General features: G+C 63.5%; 24 protein-coding genes. 1 reads left to right on the top strand and 23 read right to left on the bottom strand.

The genetic code is table 11. The features are described 5' to 3' along the window. Positions 1-134: 134 nt before the first annotated feature. The 23 genes from ABWP92_RS00915 to surE form a co-directional block, all read right to left on the bottom strand. Positions 135-659 (bottom strand): phosphoribosyltransferase, encoded by a 525-nt coding sequence (locus ABWP92_RS00915; RefSeq protein WP_353233461.1) that lies wholly within the window; start codon positions 657-659, stop codon positions 135-137. Between the two features lie 78 nt (positions 660-737). Then, positions 738-2114 carry an adenylosuccinate synthase gene (locus ABWP92_RS00920; RefSeq protein WP_353233462.1) on the bottom strand — a complete coding sequence of 459 codons (1377 nt, stop codon included), beginning with the start codon at positions 2112-2114 and terminating at the stop codon, positions 738-740. 34 nt (positions 2115-2148) lie between these two features. Then, positions 2149-3297, bottom strand: coding sequence for an ATP phosphoribosyltransferase regulatory subunit (locus ABWP92_RS00925; RefSeq protein WP_353233463.1), 1149 nt, complete (start codon positions 3295-3297; stop codon positions 2149-2151). Between the two features lie 75 nt (positions 3298-3372). Then, a complete protein-coding gene (locus tag ABWP92_RS00930; protein ID WP_353233464.1) occupies positions 3373-3561 on the bottom strand; it encodes a DUF2065 domain-containing protein in 189 nt (62 codons plus the stop codon). A 41-nt stretch (positions 3562-3602) separates the two neighbouring features. After that, complete coding sequence (gene hflC, locus ABWP92_RS00935) at positions 3603-4508, bottom strand: protease modulator HflC (protein ID WP_353233465.1); 906 nt, start codon at positions 4506-4508, stop codon at positions 3603-3605. A gap of 9 nt (positions 4509-4517) precedes the next feature. Then, the gene (gene hflK, locus ABWP92_RS00940; protein ID WP_353233466.1) at positions 4518-5891 is read right to left on the bottom strand and encodes an FtsH protease activity modulator HflK; all 1374 of its coding nucleotides are present in this window, start codon (positions 5889-5891) and stop codon (positions 4518-4520) included. A gap of 49 nt (positions 5892-5940) precedes the next feature. Then, positions 5941-7122, bottom strand: a complete 1182-nt coding sequence (gene hflX, locus ABWP92_RS00945) for a GTPase HflX (protein ID WP_353233467.1) — start codon at positions 7120-7122, stop codon at positions 5941-5943. A gap of 70 nt (positions 7123-7192) precedes the next feature. Beyond that, complete coding sequence (gene hfq, locus ABWP92_RS00950; protein ID WP_353233468.1) at positions 7193-7444, bottom strand: RNA chaperone Hfq; 252 nt, start codon at positions 7442-7444, stop codon at positions 7193-7195. A 117-nt stretch (positions 7445-7561) separates the two neighbouring features. Then, positions 7562-8896, bottom strand: a complete 1335-nt coding sequence (gene der, locus ABWP92_RS00955) for a ribosome biogenesis GTPase Der (protein ID WP_353233469.1) — start codon at positions 8894-8896, stop codon at positions 7562-7564. Positions 8897-8907: 11 nt separating this feature from the next. Beyond that, a complete protein-coding gene (bamB, locus tag ABWP92_RS00960; RefSeq protein ID WP_353233518.1) occupies positions 8908-10053 on the bottom strand; it encodes an outer membrane protein assembly factor BamB in 1146 nt (381 codons plus the stop codon). An 8-nt stretch (positions 10054-10061) separates the two neighbouring features. Beyond that, complete coding sequence (locus ABWP92_RS00965; protein WP_353233470.1) at positions 10062-10739, bottom strand: YfgM family protein; 678 nt, start codon at positions 10737-10739, stop codon at positions 10062-10064. 26 nt (positions 10740-10765) lie between these two features. After that, complete coding sequence (gene hisS, locus ABWP92_RS00970) at positions 10766-12031, bottom strand: histidine--tRNA ligase (RefSeq protein ID WP_353233519.1); 1266 nt, start codon at positions 12029-12031, stop codon at positions 10766-10768. Between the two features lie 172 nt (positions 12032-12203). Further along, positions 12204-13481, bottom strand: a complete 1278-nt coding sequence (gene ispG / locus ABWP92_RS00975; RefSeq protein ID WP_353233471.1) for a flavodoxin-dependent (E)-4-hydroxy-3-methylbut-2-enyl-diphosphate synthase — start codon at positions 13479-13481, stop codon at positions 12204-12206. Between the two features lie 2 nt (positions 13482-13483). Next, positions 13484-14458, bottom strand: coding sequence for a helix-turn-helix domain-containing protein (locus ABWP92_RS00980; RefSeq protein ID WP_353233472.1), 975 nt, complete (start codon positions 14456-14458; stop codon positions 13484-13486). Next, a complete protein-coding gene (gene pilW / locus ABWP92_RS00985) occupies positions 14451-15281 on the bottom strand; it encodes a type IV pilus biogenesis/stability protein PilW (RefSeq protein ID WP_502907427.1) in 831 nt (276 codons plus the stop codon). The genes ABWP92_RS00980 and pilW overlap by 8 nt, the downstream gene beginning before the upstream one ends. A gap of 24 nt (positions 15282-15305) precedes the next feature. Continuing rightward, the gene (rlmN, locus tag ABWP92_RS00990; protein WP_353233474.1) at positions 15306-16427 is read right to left on the bottom strand and encodes a dual-specificity RNA methyltransferase RlmN; all 1122 of its coding nucleotides are present in this window, start codon (positions 16425-16427) and stop codon (positions 15306-15308) included. A 98-nt stretch (positions 16428-16525) separates the two neighbouring features. Beyond that, positions 16526-16951, bottom strand: coding sequence for a nucleoside-diphosphate kinase (gene ndk, locus ABWP92_RS00995; protein ID WP_187596465.1), 426 nt, complete (start codon positions 16949-16951; stop codon positions 16526-16528). A gap of 231 nt (positions 16952-17182) precedes the next feature. Continuing rightward, complete coding sequence (locus tag ABWP92_RS01000) at positions 17183-18760, bottom strand: pseudouridine synthase (RefSeq protein WP_353233475.1); 1578 nt, start codon at positions 18758-18760, stop codon at positions 17183-17185. Then, positions 18757-19731, bottom strand: a complete 975-nt coding sequence (gene scpB, locus ABWP92_RS01005) for an SMC-Scp complex subunit ScpB (protein ID WP_353233476.1) — start codon at positions 19729-19731, stop codon at positions 18757-18759. Before scpB ends, ABWP92_RS01000 begins: the two co-directional genes overlap by 4 nt. Before the next feature lie 322 nt (positions 19732-20053). Then, complete coding sequence (locus tag ABWP92_RS01010) at positions 20054-21052, bottom strand: RluA family pseudouridine synthase (protein ID WP_353233477.1); 999 nt, start codon at positions 21050-21052, stop codon at positions 20054-20056. 135 nt (positions 21053-21187) lie between these two features. Beyond that, the gene (locus ABWP92_RS01015) at positions 21188-22078 is read right to left on the bottom strand and encodes a peptidoglycan DD-metalloendopeptidase family protein (protein WP_353233478.1); all 891 of its coding nucleotides are present in this window, start codon (positions 22076-22078) and stop codon (positions 21188-21190) included. Between the two features lie 12 nt (positions 22079-22090). After that, positions 22091-22873: a protein-L-isoaspartate(D-aspartate) O-methyltransferase gene (locus ABWP92_RS01020; RefSeq protein ID WP_353233479.1), complete on the bottom strand. Its 783-nt coding sequence runs from the start codon at positions 22871-22873 to the stop codon at positions 22091-22093. After that, on the bottom strand, positions 22870-23652 hold the full coding sequence (gene surE, locus ABWP92_RS01025) for a 5'/3'-nucleotidase SurE (RefSeq protein WP_353233480.1): 783 nt from the start codon (positions 23650-23652) through the stop codon (positions 22870-22872). Before surE ends, ABWP92_RS01020 begins: the two co-directional genes overlap by 4 nt. Before the next feature lie 283 nt (positions 23653-23935). On the opposite strand from surE, the gene ABWP92_RS01030 reads away from it, so the two are divergent. Then, positions 23936-25564: an alkaline phosphatase D family protein gene (locus ABWP92_RS01030; protein ID WP_502907428.1), complete on the top strand. Its 1629-nt coding sequence runs from the start codon at positions 23936-23938 to the stop codon at positions 25562-25564. Positions 25565-25608: the final 44 nt, after the last annotated feature.

Here is a 25608-nt window from a genome sequence, read left to right on the forward strand (position 1 = left end):
CGAAATCCCTTCGGATAAAACCTTCAGCCGTGTTGACGAAGGCGCGATTGTAGGCCTCCTGGAGGGCGAAAAACAAAAAAGGGAAAGATTTTTCATCTTTCCCTTTGAATGATGGCTCTGGCCTGTGTGAGCGCTCAGACGCGCCACTTTTCCATCAGCTTTGCAGGCGTCAGGTTGTCGTAGGTCTCGAAGGGCTGATGGATCCAGGGGTTGGTGGCCAGGTAGTCCACGGAATAGTCCGGCGTGAAAGTCGAAAGCGCCTTGGTCCAGATCACCGCGCTTCGCAGTTCGGTGATGGGCGCATAGTTGCTCTTGAGCATGGAGATCACGGCGTTGAGCGTATGGCCGGAATCCGCCAGGTCATCGACCAGCAGCACACGGCCGGCGATCTCTCCCTTGGGTGTCGTGATGAAGCGGGCAATATCCAGGTGCCCCTGGACCGTACCCGCTTCGGCACGGTAGGAGCTGGTGGACATGATTGCCAGCGGTTTGTCGAAAATGCGGCTCAGCATGTCGCCCGGGCGCAGGCCGCCACGCGCGAGGCACAGGATGGTGTCGAACTCCCATCCCGACTGATGCACCTTGAGCGCCAGCTTTTCAATGAGGTTGTGGTACTCGTCGTAACTGACGTAGAGGTGCTTGCCGTCTTCTGTCAACATTCTTTACTCCTGATCGGATGGCAGATATCGCTCGTGGTATTGCTTGGAACTCTTGCCGCGCCGCGGCGGAATTCGCTCTTATTCAGCAGCGTACGGGTTGTGCATCAGGATCGTGTGATCACGGTCCGGGCTGGTGGAGATCATGGCGATGGGCACGCCCGTCACTTGCTCGATACGCTCCAGATATTTGCGCGCATTCGCCGGCAAAGACTCATATTGGGTCATGCCCACGGTGGACTCTGTCCAACCCGGGATGGTTTCATAGATCGGCTTGCATCGGGAGATCTCTTCCGCGCTCAAGGGCAGTAGATCGATGCGCTGGCCATCGAGCTCGTAGCCGACGCACAACTGCAGTTCCTTCAGGCCGTCAAGCACATCCAGCTTGGTGATGCACAGGCCCGACAGGCCATTGACCTGCGCGCTGCGCTTGAGCAGGGCGGCATCGAACCAACCGCATCGGCGGCTGCGGCCCGTGGTCACCCCCTTCTCCGCACCGACGGTGCTCATGTGATAGCCGGGCGTGCCCTCCTTTTCCCAATCCAGTTCGGTGGGGAACGGGCCGCCGCCAACGCGTGTGCAGTATGCCTTGGTGATGCCGAGGATATAGTGCAACAGGCCGGGGCCGACGCCGGAGCCCGCTGCGGCGTTGCCGGCCACGCAGTTGCTGGAGGTCACATAGGGATAAGTGCCGTGGTCCACGTCGAGCAGCGTGCCTTGGGCGCCTTCGAAAAGAAGGTTGGCGCCGGCCTTGTGCGCCTCATTCAGTTCGCAGGACACGTCGGCGATCATGGGCTTGAGCAACTCACCCTGGCGCATGGCCTCTTCGTAGACCGGCTCGAACAGAACGGCGCCGTCCTTCATGTAGGGCTTGAGCGCATCGCCGAACTGGAAGTTCCTGGAGCCCAGGAACGTGGTGAGCACGTGGTTGTGCAAGGCCAGCAATTCATGCAGCTTGGCTGCAAAACGATCGGGGTACTTCAGGTCCTGAACGCGCAGCGCGCGGCGGGCGATCTTGTCCTCATAGGCGGGACCGATGCCACGGCCCGTGGTGCCGATCTTCTCCACACCGCCGGATTCGCGCGCCGCTTCGCGCGCCACATCCAGCGCAGCGTGGAAAGGCAGGATCAGCGGGCAGGCTTCGCTCACGCGAAGACGCGAGCGCACTTCCACTCCCGCCTTTTCAAGGCCTTCGATTTCCTCGAACAGCTTGGACACCGACAGCACGACGCCGTTGCCGATGTAGCACTTGGAGCCGGCGCGCATGATGCCGCTGGGAATCAGGTGCAATGCGGTACGCACGCCATTGATCACAAGCGTATGCCCGGCATTGTGGCCGCCCTGGAAACGCACGACGCCTTGCGCGCTTTCGGTCAGCCAGTCCACCAGCTTGCCCTTGCCTTCGTCGCCCCATTGGGTACCGACGACAACAACGTTACGACCCTTGCTTGTCTTCATTTCGAATCCGATCAAATGCTTAAAAAACCAAACGTCAGATAGCGCGCACGACCCATTGGCCTGCTACCTGTACCAATTCGCGGTCGCAGTGGAATTCATCCACTTCGCTTTCGTGTCCCGGCAGCACGCAGACCACCGTTTCACCGTCGCGGCGCAGGCCAGCGATTGCCTGCGCACCGGCGCCATCCCAGCTCCAGGGCGCGCGGATCGCCGCCTTGAGCGGCTTGGGCGCCACCACACTCACCAATTGCTTGATGTCGAGACTGAATCCAGCCGCCGGACGATTGCGCCCGAATACGGCGCCCACCTCGTCGTAGCGGCCGCCGCGCACCAGCGCATCGCTCGCACCGGGCACGTAGATCGCAAAGCGGGCGCCGCTGTAATAAGCGTAGCCACGAAGATCGGCCAGATCAAAGGTGACCCTGGCGCCCGTGATGCGGGACGCAATGGAGCGCAACTCATCGAGCATATGCTTGACGCCGGCAATGGCCCCCAGCTCTGCCTGCGCCTTGTCGAGAACGCTGATGTCGCCGTACAGGCGCGTGAGCGCCAGCAATCCGTCACGCGAGTGGCTGGGGAAATTCCTGGTGAGTGCCGAAAGTTCGCTGACATCCTTGGCCGCGAGCGCGGCATGCACCTTGGCAAGCGTCTGCAGGCCCACCGGCACGCCCGCGAGCAGGCTGCGCACGATGCGGACATCCGCCATGTCCACGCTCATGTCCTCGACGCCCGCAACACGCAACGATTCGAGAGCCAATTGAACCGACTCGATATCCGCTTCTATGCCTTCATGGCCGTAGATTTCCGCTCCGAACTGCAAAGGCTCGCGAGTGGCATGTGGACGATCGGGGAGCGCATGCAGCACGGGGCCGCAATAGCAAAGACGGGTGACACCGAGCCTGTTGAGCAAGTGGGCGTCGATGCGGGCGGCCTGCTGCGTGGTATCGGCACGCAGACCCAGCGAGCGGCCCGAGAGCTGATCGACCAGTTTGAATGTCTGTAGATCAAGCGCCTCGCCAGCGCCTGTCAGCAGCGAGTCCAAATGCTCCAGCAGTGGGGGCATCACCAACTCGTAACCATAGCTACGGGCCGTGTCGAGCAATCCACGACGAAGTTCTTCGATGCGCCGCGCCTCGGAAGGCAAGACATCGGCGATGTGATCCGGCAGGACCCAAGCAGACATGGGAAATGGGAGTGCTGTTAAAAGCGTGATTCTACCGGACTGCCGTGAATCAAGCAGCGCCGGACGGGTCTTCCATCAGCACAGCAGGAAAATCACCAGACCCGCGACGATGGCCAGCAAACCGAAAAACCGGATCTGGCCGTCCCGCAACTGCGCAATCTGCATCATGGCCTTTCGCCATGTGGCGGGCGAGAAAAAGGGAAGCAAGCCCTCCAGAACCAGCAGCAAGGCGAGTGCCGGCCAGAGAGCTTGCAACCAGTCCATGGCGTTGAGCGATGCGTTGCCCGGACAGCCGCAGCTTCACATCACTGTTTGCCGCGCGCGGCTGCCGCGCCGGGCGCCACGAAATTCTTGAGGAATTCCGTGGACGACGGATCGATCACCATCACGTCGCTCTTCTTGCTGAAGCTCGCCTTGTAGGCATCCAGGCTTCGGTAGAACTGCGCAAAGCCGGGATCGCGGCCAAACGCATCGGCGTAGATTCGGGCAGCCTGCGCGTCACCATCGCCCTTGACCTTTTGCGCATCGCGATAGGCATTGGCGACGATCACATCACGCTGCTTGTCGGCATCCGCGCGGATCTTTTCAGCCTCGGCGGCGCCCGTGGAGCGCAATTCATTGGCCACGCGCTGGCGCTCCGCCTCCATGCGTCCATAGACCGATGCGGTAATGGCTTCGACATAGTCGATGCGCGTGATGCGCACGTCAACAATGTCGATACCCCAAGGCTTGGCTCCGCCACGGACCGCTTCGAGCACTTCGCGCTTCACGTCCGACATCAGCGCATCGCGCTTGACCGAGAGAAGTTCGCGCACCGTGCGGCGATTGACCTCTTCCTGGAAGGAGTTGCGCACCACTCGATTGAGCTGCATTGCGCCAGCCGCTTCATCCGGACCCACGTTGCGGATATATGCCGACGGATCGGAAATACGCCAGCGGACATACCAGTCGATCACCACGCGCTGCTTTTCGGCAGTGAGCATGGACTCGGTATCGGAGCTGTCGAGCGTCAGCAGACGCTTGTCGATATAGCGCACGTTCTGGAACGGCGGCGGCAGCTTGACGTTCAGACCGGGCTCGGTGATGACTTCCTTGATCTGTCCGAGCGCATAGACCACGCCGAACTGACGCTGGTCCACGACGAACAGCATCGAGCTTGCCAACGCGAGAGCAATAAGCAGCGACGTTACCCAAAAACCAATTTTGTTCACGTCTGTCTCCTATCGCGTTTCACGGTCACGCGAGCGGTTCGGGTCCCGGTTGCGTGCGTCATTGCTGGACGCGGCGGGCGCTGCCGCCGGTGCTGTGGTGGAAGGCACATCGGATGTGGTCGAAACCGCCGCATTGGAGGCCTGCGAAACCGACTGCATGATCTTGTCGAGTGGCAGGTACAGCAGGTTCGAGCCCTTGCTCGAATCGACAAGCACCTTGGTGACGTTGGAGTAGATCTGCTGCATCGAATCCGTGTACATCCGATCCCGCGTAACCTGCGGGGCCTTCTGGTATTCGGTCAGAACGGAACTGAAGCGGCCCGCGTCACCCTGCGCCGTGGCCACGATCCTCGCGTTGTACGCCTCGGCCTCTTCCTTGAGGCGAGAAGCCGAACCTGCGGCGCGCGGCACCACATCATTGGCGTAGGCCTGCGCAAGATTCTGAAGACGCACGCGCTCCTGTCCGGCCTTCAGCACATCGTCGAAAGCCGCCTGCACCTGCTCCGGCGGGCGCACGCCGCCTTGCTGCAGATTGATGCCCACGATCTCCGCGCCGATCTTGTAGCGGTCGAGAATGGTCTGCATCAGTTCGCGCACACGCGGGGCGATCTGGTCGCGCTCCTCGGCCAGAGCCGAGTCCATGCGCATTTTTCCAACCACTTCGCGCACCGCTGTTTCAGCGACCTGCACAATCGCGCTCTCCGGGTCACGGCTCTCGAACAGCCATGCGCGTGCATCGTTGAGACGATATTGCACGGCAAATTTGATTTCGACGATGTTCTCGTCCTCGGTCAACATCGCCGATTCACGAAGCCCCGTGCTCTTGATGATGCTGTCACGCCCCACGTCCGCCGAGCGGATGCGGGTCACGTAGACAAGTTCATGCTTTTGAATGGGGTATGGCAGGCGCCAGTTCAGGCCCGCGCCCACGGTTGACTTGTATTTGCCGAACTGGGTGATGACCGCCTGCTGGCCTTCCTGCACGATGAACACACCGGTGCCCAGCCAGATCACCACGGCCACGGCCGCGATGACGCCCAGGCTGACACCCGCGTTCTTCATGCCCGGCTGGAAGCCTCCGTTGTTGCCGTTCCCCGGCCCTTTGCCGTTACCGCCGCCAAACAGCCCCGCGAGCTTGCGGTTGAGGTCCCTGAACATTTCATCCAGATCCGGCGGCTGGCCGGAATTTCCTTGTCCGCCGCGTTGGCGCCCATCGGGCTGCTGGCCATTTTGCGGAGGACGCGGCTGCTGGTTGTCCGAAGGCTGCGAACCGCCTTCGGATGAGTCATCACCACGACCCCAGCGAGGATCATTCAGGTTGAACATCCCGCGTATGCGCCGGGGCAGGCTGGCCCGGCGAAATGCGAAGTTGTCAGAATTCATGCCAAGTCTCTTATTCTCTTAGACGCTTGATAAATAAGTATTGTGCCAATCAATGTTCATCAGGCCGAAATTCAACAGCGGGCTCAAGGGACATCATGCGCTTTCCCAATGCCATTGCGTTCTCGGACAACTCCTGGCGAAGCAGTTGCAAGCCCTCGCCGTCGCGCGCGCTCACAAACACGCGCGGCAGCCTGCGGCCATCGATTTCGTATTCATCTCGCATCTGCACGGGCAGTTGCCCCGCAGCGATGGCATCGAGCTTGTTGAACACCAGGACCTGCGGGATCTCGTCGGCGCCGATTTCCTGAAGGACACGCTGAACCTGCTCGATCTGCTCGGGGAAATTCGGATTGGAGGCATCCACCACATGCAGCAGCAGGTCGGCTTCGACCGCTTCCTGCAGCGTTGCCTGGAACGCATCCACCAGGCCGTGAGGCAGATCGCGGATGAAGCCGACGGTGTCCGAGATGGAGATGGAGCCGATCTCCGCGCCCAGGTACATCTGGCGCGTAGTGGTGTCGAGCGTGGCAAAAAGCTGGTCGGCCGCATAGGCGCGAGCCTTTACCAGCGCGTTGAACAGCGTTGATTTGCCCGCGTTGGTGTAACCCACCAGTGACACGCTGAACACCTCGCGGCGCTCGCGCTGGCGGCGCTGCGTGTTGCGCTGCTTCTTGACCTTGACGAGACGTTCCTTGGTGCGCTTGATCGCATCATTGATCATCCGCCGGTCCAGCTCGATCTGTGTTTCGCCCGGACCTCCGCGCGCGCCGATACCGCCGCGCTGGCGCTCCAGGTGCGACCAGCGGCGAACCAGCCGGGTGCTCAGATATTGCAGGCGCGCCAGCTCGATCTGCAGCTTGCCTTCATGGCTGCGTGCACGCTGGGCGAAGATTTCAAGGATCAGCAAGGTCCGGTCATTGACCGGAAGCGCCAGCGCGCGTTCGAGATTGCGCTGCTGGGCCGGGCTCAGTGCCTGATCGAAAAGGATCTCCCTGGCGCCATAGGTCTGGGCCAGGAGACGGATCTCCTCCGCCTTGCCCGAGCCGACAAACAGCGCCGCATCAGGCGCCTTGCGCTTGCAGGTGAGCCGGGCAACGGGCGTGAGGCCCGCGGTTTCGGCCAACAGGCCGAGTTCTTCGAGCTCCCCATCGAAATGGGGAGTTCCAAAATCAACCCCGACAAGAATGACCGGGGCTTTATCTTGCGCAGGGACTGGATCTTCAACGCTCAAAGTCTAGAGCCTTCAAATAAGAACTCTCGGCCTTGACGGCCGAAGAGTGACCGCCATGCAAATGGCGATATTACTGATTGTTGTCAGCTTCCGCGTTTTCCGCCGTGGAGAAATTCACGGCGCGCCCCGGGACGATGGTGGAGATGGCGTGCTTGTAGACCATCTGTGTCACCGTGTTGCGCAGCAACACGACGTACTGATCGAAGGACTCGATTTGTCCTTGAAGCTTGATGCCGTTGACCAGATAGATCGAAACGGGCACATGCTCACGGCGCAGTGCGTTCAGGAATGGGTCTTGTAGAAGTTGGCCTTTATTGCTCACGATATTCTCCGTGTTCTCAGAGCGTTGTTGTAAACCGACACCTTACCACAGCCGCCACCTCCCACACCCTGCGGGGGCTTGAACGACTGTTGTTTCAGTGCTAGCGCCTCAATAGGATTATTTGTCGGCGTAAGGATTATGTGAGGTCTTCATTTCAATTCGCAAGGGTGTTCCTACAAGATTAAATTCCTTGCGGAAGCGCGCCTCGAGGAAGCGCTTGTAGGCGTCCGTCACATGTTCGAGCGAATTGCCATGAATGATGATGACCGGCGGGTTCATCCCTCCCTGGTGCGCATAGCGCAGCTTGGGGCGGTACATACCGGATTTCTTGGGGGTCTGGAACTGCACCGCCTCCAGCAGCAGGCGCGTGAGCACCGGCGTGGGCATCTTGCAGGTTGCGGACTTGTAGGCCTGCAGGATCGACGTCCACAGCGGGCCGATGCCCTGGCGCTTGCGCGCGGAGATGAAATGCAGCGGCGCGAACTTCAGGAACGACAGGCGGGTTTCGATCGAGCGCTCCACCATCTGGCGCTGGTAATCATCGACGGCGTCCCATTTGTTCACCGCCAGCACCACGGCGCGGCCGCTTTCAAGGATATAGCCCGCGATGTGCGCGTCCTGATCGGTCACGCCCTGCGTGGCATCCAGAAGCAGGAGCACGACGTGGGCGTTTTCAACCGCCTGCAGCGTTTTGACCACCGAGAATTTCTCGATGGCCTCGAACACCTTGCCCTTGCGGCGCAGGCCGGCCGTATCGATCAGCTCGAAACGCTGGCCCAGCCGCTCGAAGGGCACGGAAATGGCGTCGCGCGTCGTGCCCGGCAGGTCGAATGCGACCAGGCGCTCTTCACCCAGCCAGGTGTTGATCAGCGTGGATTTGCCCACGTTCGGGCGCCCGGCCACCGCCAGGCGAATAACGCCGGCGCCATGATCGTCTTCATCGTCGTCCGGCTCCGGCAGGTCGAGCTGCGCGAGCGCATGTTCGACCAGCGCGCGAACCCCCTGGCCGTGAGCGGCGGAAATCGGGTACACCTCGCCCAGGCCGAGTTCATAGAACTCGGACATGTGCATGCTGTCCTTCATGCCTTCGGCCTTGTTGCCCACCAAAAGCGTTGGCTTGCCCAGACGGCGCAGGTATTTGGCGATCTCGTGATCCTGCGCCGACAGGCCGGCGCGCACGTCCACCACAAAAATGACCACGTCGGACTCCGCAACCGCCTGCTGCGTTTGCTTGGCCATCTCGCGGAAGATGCCGGTGGATGCGTCCGGCTCGAAACCGCCGGTGTCGATCACGATGTATTCGTGCTTGCCCTGGCGGCCATTTCCGTAATGCCGGTCACGCGTCAATCCGGCGAAGTCGGCGACGATGGCGTCACGCGATTTCGTCAGTCGATTGAACAAGGTGGACTTGCCCACGTTGGGGCGTCCGACCAAAGCAATAACAGGCTTCATGTTGTTTGAGTCTATTCCGGCCTGAAGCCAAAGATTCCGCCGTCGTGGGTGACCACGACGAGCGTGTCGGCAGCGGCCACTGGAGCCGCCGCAATACCTGATTTATCCGTCGTCAGACGGTTGAGCGGCGCGGCATCCTCGCGCGACAACATGTGCACATTGCCGGTCGAATCGCCAATCACCACGGAACGTCCCAGCACCAGGGGCGCGGTCAGCTCCCTATAGAGCAGGCGGTTGCTGCTCCATACCCTGGAGCCATCGCTGCGCTTCCACGCAATGACGCTGCCGTTGCTCTCGACACCGTAGAGGTTCTTGTCGTCCCCATCGATACCTTCGCTGCCCTTGGCGGTCTGCGTCCAGATCACGGCGCCGCGATTGGCGTCGATGCAGCCCACGGATGCCTGGAAGGCCCGCGCGCACAGGTTGTCGCCGATGCGGCTCGTGCGCCCCACAATTTCCACCAGGCGCTCCACATCGTTGGTGCCGCGCGGGCTGGCGAGCGGAGCTTCCCAGCGAATCGAGCCATCGTCGGGGTTGAATCCGATCAGCCGGCCCGCCAGGCCCGTCACCAGCGTGTTGCCGACCGGCAGGAGCACGCCTTGCTGGCGCAGGATAAGCGACTCGCCCGGGCGCTGCTGCGTCCACAGGCGCTGCCCGGACGCCGCGTCGAAGGCATAGACCGACCGGTCCGCCGCCAGCACGAACACGCGGTTGCCCGCCACCAGCGGCGCCGTGAAGACCTGCACGGGCAGGCTCTTGCGCCAGATTTCCCGACCCCCTTCAATGGTGATCAGTTGATTGCCGCGGCTGACTACCGCGCTCCAGCGGCCATCCGTGCCCACGCCCGCCGACAGCGGCTCGCCGACATTCATCCGCCAGATGTCGGCGCCGGTGCGCGCATCCAGCACCAGCACCTCGCCCGAATCCGACGCCAGCGCCACGGTATTGCCGTTCACGTGCACATCCAGCACGATGTTCGCGGCCTTGCCCATCTTGGCGTGCCAAGCCTGCGCCACGGGAATGACCGGGATGTTGGGGCCGAGTTCAGCCGGCTTCGGCGCCGAGCGGCCAAAGAACGAGCAACCGCTCAGCACGAGCGCGGAGCACAACAGCGCACTGCCCACAAGGGCCGCGCGGGATGGACTGGACGACAGCATTTTCAGTTTCACTGACTACTCCCGGTTGTTTGAGCCGACGCGACCTGCACCTTCGAGCCGATCGCATTGAGCTTGGCCTCGATCACGCGGCGATAGGTATTGCGCGAATCGAGCGCGGCGTATGCCTTCTGGTACTCCAGCGCGGCGGCCTTGGTGTCTCCCTGCAGCACCAGCACGTCCCCCCTGCGGTCGGCAAACGCAGCCGTGAATTCGGGCGGCACGTTGCCCTCCAGCTTCTGAAGCGCCTCGGGATAGGCCTTCTGCTCCATGAGCACGGCGGCCAGGCGCAGGCGCGCGACCGCTTTCTGTCCGTCATACTTTCCCTGGGCCGCAAGCCACTCCAGCACCGGCTTGGCGCCGTCGAGATTCCCGGCGTCCACCATCACCTTGGCGGCGGTCAGCGCCGCCTGCCCCGCCTGGGCCGTCGAGGGATAGCGCGACTTCATCTCCTCGAATGCGGGCAGTATGCGCTGCGGGTCGTTTGCCATGGCAACCGCATCCACTTCGTCGAGCAGGCGGGATGCCTGCACGGCCTGGCGGTTCTGCCAGAACTGGTAGCCGTTCCATGCGGCGAAACCGCCGCAGACGACGACCACCACCGCTGTGATCAGCGTTCCCCAGGTCTTCCAGAAGTGCTTGATCTGGTCGATCTGTTCCTGTTCTTCGAGGTCAAAATGATTGGCCATGATGATGTGTTCCGCTGCTTGTTTGCTTAACCAGAAATCTTGAGAGCATCTGCCCAGCCGTCAATGGCCGAGAGCTGCCGCTCGGCCTGCTGACCGTCGCCGTCGCGCAGCGCCTTGACGGTGACCGCGCCGCGCGCCATCTCGTCCGAGCCGAAAACCAATGCGAAGCGGGCGCCGCTGGCATCCGCCTTCTTGAACTGCGACTTCATGCTGCCCATGCCTTCACCGGCGGTCGTGGGAGTATGCATCTGCACGCTGACGCCCAGGGCGCGCAGCTTCTGCAGCGTCGCCATGACCTGGGGCAGGCTTGCGGCATCGGGCACCACGGCGTATGCATCGGGCGCCAATGCGGGTACCTGGCTGCCCTGTTCCTTGAGCAGTTCCAGCACGCGCTCGACGCCCAGCGCCCAGCCCACGGCGGGAGCGGGCTTTCCACCGACTTCCTCGATCAGGTAGTCGTAGCGCCCCCCGCCGCAAATCGTGCCCTGCGAGCCCAACTGGGTCGTCACGAACTCGAATACGGTGAGGTTGTAGTAATCCATCCCGCGCACGAGGCGCTGGTTCATCGTCCACGGGATGCCGTTGGCATCGAGAATGGCCTTGACGGTGTCGAAATGCCTGAGCGACGCCTCGCCCAGGAAATCGTACAGGCGCGGCGCGCCGTCCACCAATTCCTGCATCGCCGGGTTCTTCGTGTCCAGGATGCGCAGCGGATTGCTGTAGAGCCTGCGGCGCGCGTCTTCGTCGAGCGCATCGACGTTCTTCTCCAGATAGGCAATCAGCGCGGCGCGGTGCGCCTTGCGCTCCTGCGGCTGACCCAGGCTGTTGAGCTGCAGCTCCACATTCTGCAGGCCGATCTCCTGCCAGAGGCTGTGGGCCAGCAGGATCAGTTCCGCATCGACCTCGGCGCCGGGAAAGCCCAGAGCTTCCGCGCCGATCTGGTGGAACTGGCGGTAGCGGCCGCGCTGCGGGCGCTCGTGGCGGAACATGGGTCCCATGTAGTAAAGGCGCTTGCCGCCTTCATACAGCATGGTGTGTTCAACCACGGCGCGCACCACACCCGCCGTGGCCTCGGGGCGCAGCGTGAGCTGCTCGCCGTTGAGCTTGTCCTCGAACGAGTACATCTCTTTTTCGACGATGTCGGTCACCTCGCCCAGGCCGCGCACGAAGAGCGCCGTGGGCTCGACGATGGGCGTGCGCATGTTGCGGTAGGCAAAGCGCGCCATCAGGTTGCGGACCTTCTCTTCAAGCCACTCCCACCTGGCTGACTCGGGCGGGAGGATGTCGTTCATCCCCTTGATGGCCAACAATTTTTGAGTCTTGCTCAACTGAAATACCTTTTAGTTGTCTGTGGCGCTTCGGCCGCGCCTTCAATGATGCGAAAGATGGGATTTTCACCTGAATGCGAAAGCGCACTCCGAAAACCGGTGCACGATCTCGTCAATCAAGTGATCGTTTGTTCAATCACACAGCTTCCTGCGCCTTCCCCGCGCCAAAACGATTGGCGATATAGCCTTCGACGATCTGCTGGAATTCCCTGGCGATGCCCTCGCCGCGCAAGGTCATCGCCTTTTCGCCGTCGATGAACACCGGCGCGGCGGGCGCCTCGCCAGTACCCGGCAGGCTGATGCCGATATCTGCATGCTTGCTCTCGCCCGGCCCGTTGACGATACAGCCCATCACCGCCACCTTGAGCTTTTCCACGCCCGGATACTGGCCGCGCCAGATGGGCATCTGCATGCGCAGGAAGTCGTCGATCTGCTTGGCCAATTCCTGGAACGTCGTGCTGGTCGTGCGGCCGCAGCCGGGGCAGGCGGTAACGCTGGGCACGAACATGCGCAGGCCCAGCGACTGCAGTATCTCGGAGGCGACCACCACTTCCTGCGTGCGGGCCTCGCCCGGCTGCGGCGTGAGCGACACGCGGATGGTGTCTCCGATGCCTTCCTGCAGGAGCACCGACAGCGCCGCGGTGGAGGCGACGATACCCTTGGTGCCCATGCCGGCCTCGGTCAACCCCAGGTGCAGCGCGTAGTCGCAGCGGCGCGAAAGTTCACGGTAAACGGAGATCAGGTCCTGAACGCCGCTGACCTTGCACGAAAGAATGATCTGGTTGCCGTCCAGCCCCATTTCCTCCGCGCGCCGGGCGGAGTCGATGGCGGATGTGATCAGCGCTTCGTACATGACCTGCCTGGCGTCCCAGGGCCGGGCACGGCGGCTGTTCTGATCCATCAGGCTGGCGAGCAATTCCTGATCCAGGCTGCCCCAGTTCACGCCGATGCGAACCGCCTTGTCGTACTGGATCGCAGCTTCGATCATCTGCCCGAACTGCCGGTCGCGCTTGTCGCCCTTGCCCACATTGCCCGGGTTGATGCGGTACTTGGAAAGCGCCTTGGCGCAGTCCGGGTACTCCGTCAGCAAACGATGGCCGTTGTAATGGAAATCACCCACCAGGGGCACGTTCTCGCCCATGCGGTCGAGCTGTTCGCGGATGTAGGGCACAGCCGCCGCCGCCTCCGGCGTGTTGACGGTAATGCGGACCATCTCGGAGCCCGCGCGCGCCAGTTCCTTCACCTGGATGGCCGTGCCGATGGCGTCCACCGTGTCGGTATTGGTCATGGACTGCACGCGCACCGGAGCGTCGCCCCCCACGGTGACGACGCGCTCGCCCCACACCACCCTGGCCTGGCGCGATCTGCGAGCCGCGGGAGCCGAGATCGCCACGGGCTGTTCCATAAAGGTCATCTTCACTTCACCTCAAAGCGCGCGACCCTGCCGTGCGCATAACCGGCCATGGACATGGGTTGGCCGCGAATGATCACATCGGTCGCATCGGGGCGGCCGACCGTCACGTTGAATGGAGGAGCTCCCGTCGCCACGACGCTTTCGCCCGCCGCCAGCTCACGCTGGAGCACGACGCCATTGACGGCGCTCACGATCTTGATCCAGGATGGCTCCCGGGCGCGGACTTCCAGCACCTTGTCGGGATCGCCCGCAGGCAGCGGAGCGCTTCCCGGGGCTGCCGGTGCGGCGGCGGCCAGCACTGGCGCACTGGCCCCATCCAGCGCCGCCGCCGGGGCCGTCACGCTCCGGGTTGCAGCGGCAACGACGGCAGGTTCCGTGCCGGTGGGCGATTCAGCCGCTGGCGCGGCCTCCGTGCCTGGCTCAACCGCCGCCACGGGTTCGCCGCCATCCACGGCGCTGCCGCCCACATGCCCGGACACGGCCACCGCACCCGCTGAATCCTGGCCCGGTTCCTTGCGCGGAAAGAAGGCCACGGCCAACGCTCCCACCAACAGCACTGCAACGGCAACAAGCACCCATCGCGACTTGCTGGGCGTCTCCAGCACGGACTCGGACTTGAAGCGGATCGTGGGATCCTTGAAGGATGCGTTCAGCCCGCGTGTCACCTGCAGGGGCTGCGGCGCGCCCGAAGGCAGCAAGGCCAGCACCTGCGCCGCATCGATCTTGAGCGTGCGGCAGACGCTTGCGGCCAGCGCGCGCATGAAGACATTGTCCGGAAACTCGTCGTAGCGGTCCGCTTCCAGCGCTTCTATCTTGCTGACAGACACTTTCAGCGCGACCGCCAAGGCCTCCGGATGCACGCCGTAGGACTCGCGCGCCTGGCGCATCAAGGCGCCGGCGGTCACGCCCGTGGGGCCGAAGCCTTCGCCCGCGTTGTCCTCGGGCGCCTGCGTCCCCAAACCCACCTGCTCACTCATTGAAAGCACCTCTCTCATAGGCCAGCGCCTGCCTGGAATCCGGGAACCGCTTGTGCAGCTGGCCGGCCAACTGGCGCACCGCCGGCTGATCCCCCAGGGCACGCTCGACCTTGATGCCCAGCCACAGCGAATCGGCGGTGGCGAAGTTTCCGTTGTTCACACGGCGGATATAGAACTGGGCATGCTTCGCATCCCCTTTCTGGAACTTCAGCTGCGCCAACTCATAGCCGAGGATCGGATTGGCCGCATCGAACTCATAGGCCTTCTGCAGGACGGGCTCGGCCTCGTCGGGCTTGCCCGATCGCACAAGGCACACGCCCTTGGACATCAGCGTCTTGTTCCGGTCCATGTAGGTGGGAATGGACAGGGCCCTGTCGAACAGCTCATCGGCCTGTGCATATTGCTGCTTCTGGCACTGCAGCCAACCCATGTTGTGCATGATGTCGGGGTCGTTGGGGCGCATGCCCTGGGCCTTCTGCAGGTTTTCCTCCGCCAGATTCAGGTCGCCCATCTGCATGTAGATGAGCCCGCGCAGGTGGTAGGCATCGGTGAACCTGGGATCCGTCGTGAGCGCCTGGCGCGTTTCCTCCAGCGCGACCGATGTCTGCCCGCGCTGCAGATAGCTGGCGGCCAGCTCCAGGCGGATGCGCGCGCGGCGGCGCACGTCAGTCTCGCCATCGGCGGAGACCGTATCCTTCTCGGCTTCGACAGCGGAAGTATTCATGGAGGAGCAGCCGCCAAGACTCATGGCAGCGGCGAGCACCGTCGATGCACCCAGCCCCGTCAGAGCCGCACGCCGCCATCCAACGCCCCATCCATTCATACTGACTCCCTTATGTATATCACCTCAAGCAGTTGGCTTGATTTCAATGGTCCTGAGCTTGGCCATGCGCTGTTCAACCCGGGTCCGGTCGCGCACATCGCCAGCCAGTTGGCCGCAGGCCGCGTCGATATCGTCGCCGCGCGTCTTGCGCACCGTCGTAACGATACCCGCGTCGGACAACATTTTTGAAAAAGCCGTCACCTGGGCTGCGCTGGAGCGCTTGAGCCCCGACGCCGGAAACGGGTTGAACGGGATCAGGTTGAATTTGCAGGATACGCCGTCCGCACCCTGGCCGCGCACCAGATCAATCAATTGCTGCGCATGTTCCTTTTGATCGTTCACACCCTCGAGCATGCAATATTCGAAAGTAATGAAATCACGTGGAGCATGCTCCAGATAGCGGTTGCAGGCCTGCAACAGTTCCTTGAGCGGATATTTGCGGTTGAGCGGCACCAGATTGTCGCGCAGCGCATCGTTGGGCGCGTGCAGCGACACCGCCAGAGCCACCGGACAATCCTGCGCCAGCCGGTCCATGAACGGCACGACGCCGGAGGTGGATACCGTTACCCTGCGCCGCGAGAGGCCGTATCCGTGGTCATCCAGCATGGTGCGCAACGCGGGCACCAGGGCGGAATAGTTCTGCAGCGGCTCGCCCATGCCCATCATCACCACGTTGGAGATGACGCGTTCATCGGTGCCGAAGCGCTTGCGCAGGAAATGCTCCGCATACCAGAGCTGGGCGATGATCTCGCCGGTCGTGAGATTGCGGCTGAAGCCCTGATGCCCCGTCGAGCAAAAGCGGCACCCCACCGCGCAACCGGCCTGCGAGGAGACGCACAGCGTGCCGCGGTCATCCTCGGGAATGAAAACTGATTCGACCGCATTGCCATCCCCCACGTCGAACAGCCACTTGATCGTGCCGTCGGCGGAAATGTGCTCGGTCACCACGGGCAACGCCGTGACGTGCGCGCAGCCGCGCAGCTTCTCGCGCAGCGACTTGGCCAGATCGCTCATCTGGTCGAAATCGCTTGCTCCGCGCTGGTGAATCCAGCGAAACAGCTGCGTGGCGCGAAAGCGCTTCTCCCCCAGCCCCTCGCAAAAAGCGGTGAGCCCATTCAAGTCAAAGTCGAGAAGATTCGTGGTCATAACAAAACCAGTCCATGTCCACGCGGGAGAGAAGTTTCAAAAAATCCAGATCGCACGGACCATTGAGACACCTCAAAGGCCGTGCGGTTCCCGATGGATCAACGGGAATAAACGTTCATGCCAGGGAAGAAGAATGCCACTTCCACTGCGGCGGTTTCAGCGGCGTCCGAGCCGTGCACTGCATTGGCGTCGATGCTGTCGGCAAAGTCGGCGCGGATGGTGCCGGGAGCGGCCTTCTTGGGATCCGTGGCGCCCATCAGTTCACGGTTCTTGAGGATGGCGTTCTCGCCTTCCAGGGCCTGGATCATCACGGGGCCGGAGATCATGAAATCCACCAGATCCTTGAAGAAGGGGCGTTCCTTGTGAACAGCGTAGAACTGCTCGGCCTCCAGGCGCGACAGGTGGGCCATGCGAGCGGCCACGACCTTCAGGCCGGCAGCTTCGAAGCGGGCGTAGATTTGGCCGATCACGTTCTTTGCAACTGCGTCGGGCTTGATGATGGAGAGGGTACGTTCGATAGCCATGAGGATTTCCTGTTGATATGGGGACTTTTTTGCCCGGGAGCCCTGCACCTGCCGATCCAGCCCGTACAGATAAATTCCCCGGGAGCAAAACCGGATATTCTAGCTTTTCGCAAGTCCCCTGGCGAAGCCATATTCGATTGGGGGCGTGGCGGCAGGGGAAATGCGCCGTGTCATGAAGCTGCAATGACAGCATCCTGGCACACGCCCCACTCCCGGCGCCCCGCCATCCGGTCAACGGTCGCGACGGCGCCCCGAATTGCGCTGCTGCTGGCGCTGGCGCGAGAAGCTGTCGCTGCCGATGTATCCCACCGATGTCTTCATCGGGTCAGGCTGCGAGCCCGCGCCACCCGACTTCCTGCTGCGGCCCTGAGCGCCCTGGTTTCCGCGATTGCCGCGTCCGCTGCTATTGCCGCCGCTGCCGCCGTTGCCCATCGCCGCGCGCGGCCCGCTGTTGCGCGGACGGCTATCGCGGCGCTGGCCGGGGCGGCTGCCGCCGTCGCTACGCGCCCGCGCATCGATCATGCCGCCCGCACCCGCGGCCTGCATCAGCGCCCGGATGTCACGCTCGTCCAGCTCCATGAACGCGCCGCGCTTGAGGCCGCGCGGCAGCATCATCGCACCGTAGCGAATGCGGATCAGGCGGCTCACCGCGTGGCCGACGGCTTCGAACAGACGGCGCACTTCGCGGTTGCGGCCTTCGGAGATAGTCACGCGATACCACTGGTTCGCACCCTCGCCGCCGCCATCATCGATGGAGCCGAAGCTGGCCATGCCGTCTTCCAGCTGCACACCGGCAAGCAGGCGCTCCTTCTCCTCGGCGCTCAAGGCGCCAAGGACGCGGACAGCGTATTCACGCTCCAGCCCGAAGCGCGGATGCATCAGCTTGTTGGCCAGTTCACCGGAACTGGTAAACAGCAGCAGGCCTTCGGTATTCAAATCCAGGCGGCCAACCGACTGCCACTTGCCTTGCATGAGGCGCGGCAGCCTGCGGAACACCGTCGGACGATTCTGCGGATCGTCATGCGTGACGACTTCGCCCACCGGCTTGTGATACGCCAGCACGCGCACCGGCGGCGGCTCGATGCGAAAACGGATCGGCTTGCCGTTGATCTTGACCTGATCGCCAAACTGCACGCGCTGGCCGATGTGGGCCGGCTCGTTGTTGACCGAAATACGGCCTTCCAGAATCAACTGCTCCATTTCGAGGCGCGAGCCGACGCCAGCCTGCGCCAGCACCTTGTGCAGCTTGGGCGTTTCAGCCTGCGGAGGCAGCACGCGCTTGGCGGGCGCAATGGCCTCGTCATCCTCATCGCGGTCGAGCTGGCCGGAAACCACGTCGGCGAACCGATAGCCCTCGTTGTCTTCGGTATTGCGCTGCGCGCGGCCGTCGGGGCGACGCCGCCCGCCTTGTTCGTTGCCTCTGCCGCCATCGCGCCGATTGCCGTGTTCGCGCCTGCGCGGCGCATTGCCGCCGCCCACGCTTTCCTGTCCGGCCACGGGATCGTTCGATTCGCCCTCCCCCGCCCCTGGAGAGGGCGGCGCGACATCGGCCCGGTCTTCGGATGGAGTGTCTTGCGGCGGCAGCGGATGCGCTGGCTGCGTTGGCGCCCGCACATCGGGTTCCGCCGCGACGGAAGGCTCGGACTCCGTGCCCCCGGCCTCCTTGGCGGCCTTGGGCTTGACAGCGCGGGGAGCACGAGGGGTGCGCGGGGCGCGGGGCTTTTTCGCCTCGGGCGCTCCCGCGTCCGCCGCTGCCGCCGGTAATTCGGCGCTCTGCTGGTCTGCAGTTTTCTTGGTGGATTCTTTCATTTGTTTTTTCCCGCGTCATCATCCTCGCCGAAGGCCGGAGGTTCGCCGGATTGCGCATCCGGCGGGCCGCTGTCTTCAACCGATTCCTGTGCAACGCTTTCGCCCTGAGGCATTTCGCTTTCTGTATCCATGACACCTGCCTGGACGTGCGCGTCAGGCAAGGTGTCGTCAATTTCCACATCAGCCGCACCCTGCGGCTGCATGATTTCTTCAGGCTCCTGCGGATCTTCCGCCTGACCTGGCTCGCTCTCCAGATTCGCTTCGAACGCCGGTGCCGTCTCCTCTTCCATCACCGCGAAGAGGTCATTACCCTGAACCGGCTCCGCCGACGCCGTGGACTGCGCCGGGCCATCGCCGCCCGCTCCAGCCCCATCGTGGGCCGGTGCGTCCAGCAGGTCTCCCTGGGCGGATTCTTCCGGACTTTCACCGCCGAGCGCATCCAGCATCGCGGACTGGGCAGCCGGATTTTCCAGCACCGGCAACTGGTCGAGCGACTGCAGCCCCAGGTCATCCAGGAACTGCCGTGTCGTGGCGAACAACGAAGGGCGGCCGACGGTCTCTCGATGGCCGATCACCTCGACCCAGCCCCGATCTTCCAACTGCTTGATGATCAGGCTGTTGACCGTGACGCCTCGAATATCTTCGATATCACCCCGTGTGACGGGCTGACGGTAGGCGATGATGGCCAACGTCTCCAGAGTCGCCCGGGTATAGCGCGGCGGCTTCTCCGGATGCAGGCGATCGAGATACTCCCGCATCTCCGGGCGGCTCTGGAAGCGCCATCCGGTCGCCACCGGCACAAGCTCCACGCCGCGCTGCGTCCAGTCCAGCTGCAACTGCGAGAGCAGATTCTTGATCGTATCGGCGCCCAGCGCATCTTCGAACAATGTCCGCATCTCGCGCACCGTCACCGGCTGTTGCGCGCAGATCAATGCCGTTTCAAGGACCCGTTTGGCATCCAACGTATTCATGGTTCCGCAATTCCGGAAAAAGATGGCCGCCACGTTCGGGCGACGACTCGAATGAGGAGAACACCTGCAGCGCCGGGACGATGCTGGCCAGGCCCTGGCAAAGGCACCCGCGGCTCATGGGGGCTGATTCAGCATGGCCCGCAAGCCGCGTCGGACACCAAGCCTGAACCCAACTCAGGCAGGGCATCAACAGTATTGCCGGGTCGGAGGGACAGTCCACGCGATTCCGGCAGCCGATCTGCATGGCCAACCGACTCTCTCGGCGCCCGAGCCGGCGATACCTCGGCGCATGCCGGCTTTCGCCAACAGGGCCAGCGAGAATTCACTCAGACAATCCCTGCCCCGCATTGTAGCGCAGGCCCCAGAAATCAAGCGCCGCGCGCATATCGGCGGGCAGTCCGGAGTGAAACACCATCGGCTCGCCCGTGGCGGGATGAACGAACGACAGCCGGAAAGCATGCAGCGCCTGCCTGGCGATCGCCTCCACGGCCGCGCCGCCGTATAGCGAATCGGCCAGCAAGGGATGGTTGATGGATGCCATGTGCACGCGAATCTGGTGCGTACGGCCGGTATGCAGCGTGCAGCGCACGAGGCAACCCTCCGCGCAGTTGTCGAGCAACTCGATATCGGTTTGCGCGGTCTTGCCTGGATGACGCTCGAGATCAACCACCGCCATGCGCAAGCGGTTGCGCGGATCCCGCCCGACAGGCGCATTCACATGCCGCACCACAGCGCCAGCCCACGCACGCCAGCCGATGGCCAGATACTGGCGGCTCACCTCGCGCGCGGCAATCATGCGCACCAGCGCGTCCATGGCGCTTCGGGTGCGGGCCACGACCATGAGGCCGCTGGTGTCCTTGTCGAGCCTGTGGACAATGCCCGCACGCGGCAGCGCCCTGGCCTGCTCGTCGCGGCCGAGCAGCGCGTTGAGCAGCGTGCCGCTCCAGTTGCCCGCGGCCGGATGAACCACCAGGCCAGCGGGCTTGTTCACCACCAGCAGATGCTCATCCTCATACACCACGTCGATCGGCAGATCCTCGGCCTTGAAGGCCTGGCTCTGCTGCGTGGGCCGCATTTCGATCCGCAGGAGGTCGCCCGCTGCCACCTTGACGGAAGGCTTTGCGGCCTGGCGGCCATTGATCTCCACCGCCCCCGCCGCCTGCAATTGCTGCAGATAGCTGCGCGAGAATTCAGGAACCAGGTCCGCCATCACCTTGTCGACGCGGATCTGGTGCTGCCCGGAGGAAACGACGAATTCGCGTACCTCGATTTCGGCCGGGGAGTCACCCTCGCCGTCTTCGTCCGCATCGGGGGCGCCCACGGCGCACTCGGCTGAAGATGCGGACAGACCGCCAACCGCGCCATGCGGGCCGGACTCAGGATCCAGCCCGCTGCCGGGCCGCGGCGCGGTCGAGCTGTTTTTTCGTCTGCTTGCCAATGCGGCCAATCCAGGGGATCAACGGGAAGGCAGGTAGCGCGATGGATCCACCGGCTTGCCCTGGCGGCGGATTTCGAAGTGCAGCTTCACGCGATCGGTATCGGTGCTGCCCATCTCTGCAATCTTCTGCCCCTTGCGGACGTTCTGGTCTTCCTTCACCAGCAACGTCTGGTTGTGCGCATACGCCGTCAGGAAGGTGTTGTTGTGCTTAAGGATGATCAGGTTGCCGTAACCCCGCAGGCCTGCCCCGGCATACACCACCCGCCCGTCCGCAGCGGCCAGGACCGGATCTCCCGCCTTGCCGCTGATGTCATAGCCCTTGTTGCGCGCCTCGTCGAAACCAGCCACCAGCGAACCGTTCGCAGGCCACATGAAGTTCATTTCATCGCTGCCGGCCGCAGGTGCCGGAGCGGGTGCGGGAACCGGAGCAGGCACGGGCGCCGACGCCACGGGCGCACTGGCCGACGCCTTGGGCGTGCTGGCGCTGGGCGCGGGAGCGCTTGCTGGAACGCCGGCCGACGCCACGGGGCGTGTAACCGCACCCGATTCAGCGGAGGCTCCGGGCGGAATGACGCGCAGTACCTGTCCCACTTCAATCACGTTGGCATTCTCGAGATTGCTCCAGCGGGCAATATCCTTCCAGCTCTGGCCATGCTCAAGACCGATGCGGATCAGCGTATCGCCGGGCTTGACCGTGTAGTAACCGGGCTTGCCCATGTTTTCATATCCGGGCAGGGTCTTCGGATCGATGGCCGGGGTGCCCGTCTCTGCCGAACCTTGCGCGGCTCCTGCCGAGGTGCCTCGATCTTCCACGGGAGCCCTGTTCACCGACGTGCTGCCGCAACCCGCCAGCAACGCGGCGGCGGATGCAACACAAGCCCAAGCTACAAGACTACGCGACATATTCATAACAACGTTCCTTCACGCGACCCCCGATTTTAGGGGGACGAAATTGACGGCCTCCAGGATGGTCTGCTTGAGTCCCGCCGTGGTCTTGTCCACCACGAGCAGTATCTGCTTGCCCCCCGGGCCTGCCATGGGCGCCACAAGACGGCCGCCCACGGCTAATTGATCACACCATTGCTGGGGCAGGTTCTCGCCACCGGCGGCCGAAATGATGGCCGCGTACGGCGCGCCTTTGGGATATCCCAGCATGCCGTCTCCCAGGATGAGGTGGACGTTGGAGATTCTCAAAGGGCGCAGGTTCTCCCGAGCCTTTTCGTGCAACGCGCGAAGCCGCTCGATGGTGTACACCTCCTTGGCGATCCGGCCCAGGACCGCGGCCTGATAGCCGCATCCCGTGCCGATCTCGAGAACCCTGCCCAGCCCTTGCGTCTTGACGGCAGGCGCGCCCAGCAGCAATTCAGCCATACGCGCCACGATACTAGGTTTTGAAATGGTCTGCCCCAAGCCTATCGGCAAACTTGTATCTTCATATGCCTGATTGACGAGCGCACTGTCAACAAATCTGTGCCGCTCGATCATTCCCATCGCCGAGAGCACCGGAGGATTCGTGATCCCCGACTCGGAAAGGCGCCGCACCATGCGAGCGCGCACTGCCACGGAATCGAGCCCCACGCCCACCGGCGCGGCAGCCACGCCGCTTCCCTGCATGCCCGCAAGCTTGAGTGCCGGCCTGGCGATCGATGGTTGCGGCACGGCCGATGGCAGGCGGGCCGGGAAACCCGGTCGGCGCTGGCTCATGCGCTCCCCTCCCGCGAACGCTCACCCGCCCCTTGGGCGAGCATCTGCCCCCAGTAGCCAATGCGTTCGTGATCCGTCAGATCGACCTTCAGCGGCGTCATGGAAAGATGACCATGCGCGGTGGCATGGAAGTCGGTCCCTTCGGCCTCGTCGAGCGCCGGACCGGCGCTGCCGATCCAGTACATGAGGTCCCCCCGCGGGCTTTGCTGCTCGATGACACGCTCGGCCGCATGCCGACGGCCAAGCCGGCATACGCGCACAGGCTTGAGCGCCTCGAGCGGCATGTTGGGAATGTTCACGTTGAGCAGCCACGGCACGCCGCCCAGATGCTTTCCGGCCTCGAGTTGCTGCACGAACTCGCGCGCCTTGGCCGCCGCCGCATCGATTTCACCCCAACCCTTGTCGACCTGCGAAAACGCAATGGCCGGAATCCCGAACAGATACCCTTCCATCGCAGCCCCCACGGTGCCCGAATAAATGGTGTCGTCCCCCATGTTGGCGCCGTTGTTGATGCCGGCGACGACCAGATCCGGCTTGTAGCCGAGCAGTCCCGTGAGCGCGATATGCACGCAATCGGCGGGCGTTCCGTTCACATAGCGGAAGCCGTTGGCCGCCTTGTGGACATACAGGGGGGAATGCAGGGTCAGCGCATTCGATTTGGCGCTGTTGTTGTGTTCAGGCGCGACGACCTCGACATCGGCAATGGTCTTGAGCGCTTCATATAACGCGACGATACCCGGCGCCTGGTAGCCGTCGTCATTGGAGATGAGAATCTTCATGGTCTCGGGTGCACTGAATGCGGAATTGTAGGTTGCCCCGGAGGCGATGTGCTCGAATTCGAGACGATAAAACATCCTCCGGTGCAGTTTGTCCTTCATGGACATGCGGCTGTGCCGGATTGCAAAGCCCGTGGCCTGCGCAAGGGAAATGCAAGGGAAATGGCTCGCGGGAGTGCTTGCCGCCGCTTGACTTAAGCAGCGCAGCCGCTACCGTGACGAACACGGCAGCCCCGGCTGCAAAATCATCCGGCCCTCATCCAGCTCCATTGTGACCGACTCCGCCATGCCGAACCGCCTTTTCAACATGCCCGCAACGCTCGACCGCCGCCAATGGCTCGCCCGCGCGGCGCAATGCGCCGCCATGGGCTCGCTGCCACGGTGGGCATGGTCGAACACGGCGCTACTGCAACACAACCCCTTCAGCCTTGGCGTGGCCAGCGGCGATCCCCTTTCCGACGGATTCGTGATCTGGACCCGGCTGACGCCCGTGCCCGGCTCGGCCGCCCATCCCGCCAGCCTGCCGGATATCCCGTGGATGGGGGCGCAGACCGTGCGATGGGAAGTCGCCGAAGACGAGTCGTTCCGGCGCATCAGCGCAAGCGGCGCCGCCAGCGCCGACCCCTCGTTCGCACACAGCGTGCACGTCGAGGTCGGCGGCCTGCAGCCTGGCCGCTGGTACTTCTATCGTTTCATGCACGCGGATGCCGTCAGCCCCATCGGCAGAACACGAACCGCGCCCGCCCCCGGCGAGATGCCGCAGCGGCTGCGTGTCGTATATGCCTCGTGCCAGCGCTGGGAGCACGGCTTCTATTGCGCCTGGCGGCATGCCTGCGCCGACCAGCCCGATCTGGTGCTGTTCCTGGGCGACTACATCTATGAATACGCATCGCCAGCACACCCCGAAGGCCTGGCCCGCGTGCATACCCTGCCTCTGCCCCGATCGCTGGAAGACTACCGCGCACGCTACGCACTGCACAAGAGCGACCCCGCCCTGCAGGCCGCGCACGCCGTCGCGCCCTGGGTGGTGACCTGGGACGACCACGAAGTCCAGAACGACTACACCGGCAACTACGGCCGCGACGGCATGACCGCCGATCTGCTGCTCATGCGTACCGCCGCGTGGCAGGCCTTCTACGAGCACATGCCGCTGCGCGCCTCCAGCCTGCGCCACGACGGATTCCACAGCCTGCAACTTTTCAGGCGCATCCAGTGGGGGCGGCTTGCCCGCTTTCACGTACTCGATGCGCGCCAGTACCGCGACCGCCAGGCCTGCCGCAAACCCGGCAGTTCCAGCGCGGCCGCCGTACATCCCGACAAATGCCCCGAGCTGCTCGACCCCGCGCGCAGCTTTCTGGGATACGAGCAGGAAAGCTGGCTCACCCAGGGCATCGCCGACGACGCCGCCAGCCGCGCGTTCCGCTGGAGCGTGGTCGCCCAGCAGACACTCTTCTCGCCACGCCACTACCCCAGCGGCACCCGCTCCACCGATAGCTGGGACGGCTATCCCGCAGCGCGCGACCGGCTCATTCGGGCCATCGACAGGACGCCTCCGCGCAACACCGTGTTCCTTGGCGGAGACATACACCAGAACTATGTCTGCAACATCGAGGCCGTGAACGCCCGTGCCGTGGATGGAAAATCATCCCGCGTGATCGCCAGCGAATTCTGCGGGACATCGATCACATCGCGCTCGGGCACCACGCAGGCCAAGGTGGATGCCGTGCGGCGCATCAACCCGCACGTGCTGCTGGCCCGCTGCGAAGAGCGCGGCTACGGACTGTGCGACATCACGCCGCAGCGCTGGCGAGCCACCCTGCGCGCGATCACCGATCCGCTGGACCCGCAATCCGCGGCATATGACCTCGCCGGCTTCACCGTCGAGGACCGCCGGGCCGGCCCTCAACCTGGATGACCGCCAACGGGCACGGCCGCCCCATGCGCGGTCGCGGACAATAC

It is taken from the genome of Diaphorobacter ruginosibacter (assembly GCF_040396215.1).
In the GTDB taxonomy this organism is placed as follows: Bacteria; Pseudomonadota; Gammaproteobacteria; order Burkholderiales; family Burkholderiaceae_C; genus Diaphorobacter_A; species Diaphorobacter_A ruginosibacter_A.

Coding starts and splice junctions, on each gene's coding strand:
- ABWP92_RS00915 (WP_353233461.1), bottom strand. CDS start 659: ATGTTGACAGAAGACGGCAAGCACCTCTACGTCAGTTACGACGAGTAC.
- ABWP92_RS00920 (WP_353233462.1), bottom strand. CDS start 2,114: ATGAAGACAAGCAAGGGTCGTAACGTTGTTGTCGTCGGTACCCAATGG.
- ABWP92_RS00925 (WP_353233463.1), bottom strand. CDS start 3,297: ATGTCTGCTTGGGTCCTGCCGGATCACATCGCCGATGTCTTGCCTTCC.
- ABWP92_RS00930 (WP_353233464.1), bottom strand. CDS start 3,561: ATGGACTGGTTGCAAGCTCTCTGGCCGGCACTCGCCTTGCTGCTGGTT.
- hflK (WP_353233466.1), bottom strand. CDS start 5,891: ATGAATTCTGACAACTTCGCATTTCGCCGGGCCAGCCTGCCCCGGCGC.
- der (WP_353233469.1), bottom strand. CDS start 8,896: ATGAAGCCTGTTATTGCTTTGGTCGGACGCCCCAACGTGGGCAAGTCC.
- bamB (WP_353233518.1), bottom strand. CDS start 10,053: ATGCTGTCGTCCAGTCCATCCCGCGCGGCCCTTGTGGGCAGTGCGCTG.
- ABWP92_RS00965 (WP_353233470.1), bottom strand. CDS start 10,739: ATGGCCAATCATTTTGACCTCGAAGAACAGGAACAGATCGACCAGATC.
- hisS (WP_353233519.1), bottom strand. CDS start 12,031: ATGAACGACATCCTCCCGCCCGAGTCAGCCAGGTGGGAGTGGCTTGAA.
- ispG (WP_353233471.1), bottom strand. CDS start 13,481: ATGACCTTTATGGAACAGCCCGTGGCGATCTCGGCTCCCGCGGCTCGC.
- ABWP92_RS00980 (WP_353233472.1), bottom strand. CDS start 14,458: ATGAGTGAGCAGGTGGGTTTGGGGACGCAGGCGCCCGAGGACAACGCG.
- pilW (WP_502907427.1), bottom strand. CDS start 15,281: ATGAATGGATGGGGCGTTGGATGGCGGCGTGCGGCTCTGACGGGGCTG.
- rlmN (WP_353233474.1), bottom strand. CDS start 16,427: ATGACCACGAATCTTCTCGACTTTGACTTGAATGGGCTCACCGCTTTT.
- ndk (WP_187596465.1), bottom strand. CDS start 16,951: ATGGCTATCGAACGTACCCTCTCCATCATCAAGCCCGACGCAGTTGCA.
- ABWP92_RS01000 (WP_353233475.1), bottom strand. CDS start 18,760: ATGAAAGAATCCACCAAGAAAACTGCAGACCAGCAGAGCGCCGAATTA.
- scpB (WP_353233476.1), bottom strand. CDS start 19,731: ATGAATACGTTGGATGCCAAACGGGTCCTTGAAACGGCATTGATCTGC.
- ABWP92_RS01015 (WP_353233478.1), bottom strand. CDS start 22,078: ATGAATATGTCGCGTAGTCTTGTAGCTTGGGCTTGTGTTGCATCCGCC.
- ABWP92_RS01020 (WP_353233479.1), bottom strand. CDS start 22,873: ATGAGCCAGCGCCGACCGGGTTTCCCGGCCCGCCTGCCATCGGCCGTG.
- surE (WP_353233480.1), bottom strand. CDS start 23,652: ATGAAGATTCTCATCTCCAATGACGACGGCTACCAGGCGCCGGGTATC.
- ABWP92_RS01030 (WP_502907428.1), top strand. CDS start 23,936: ATGCCGAACCGCCTTTTCAACATGCCCGCAACGCTCGACCGCCGCCAA.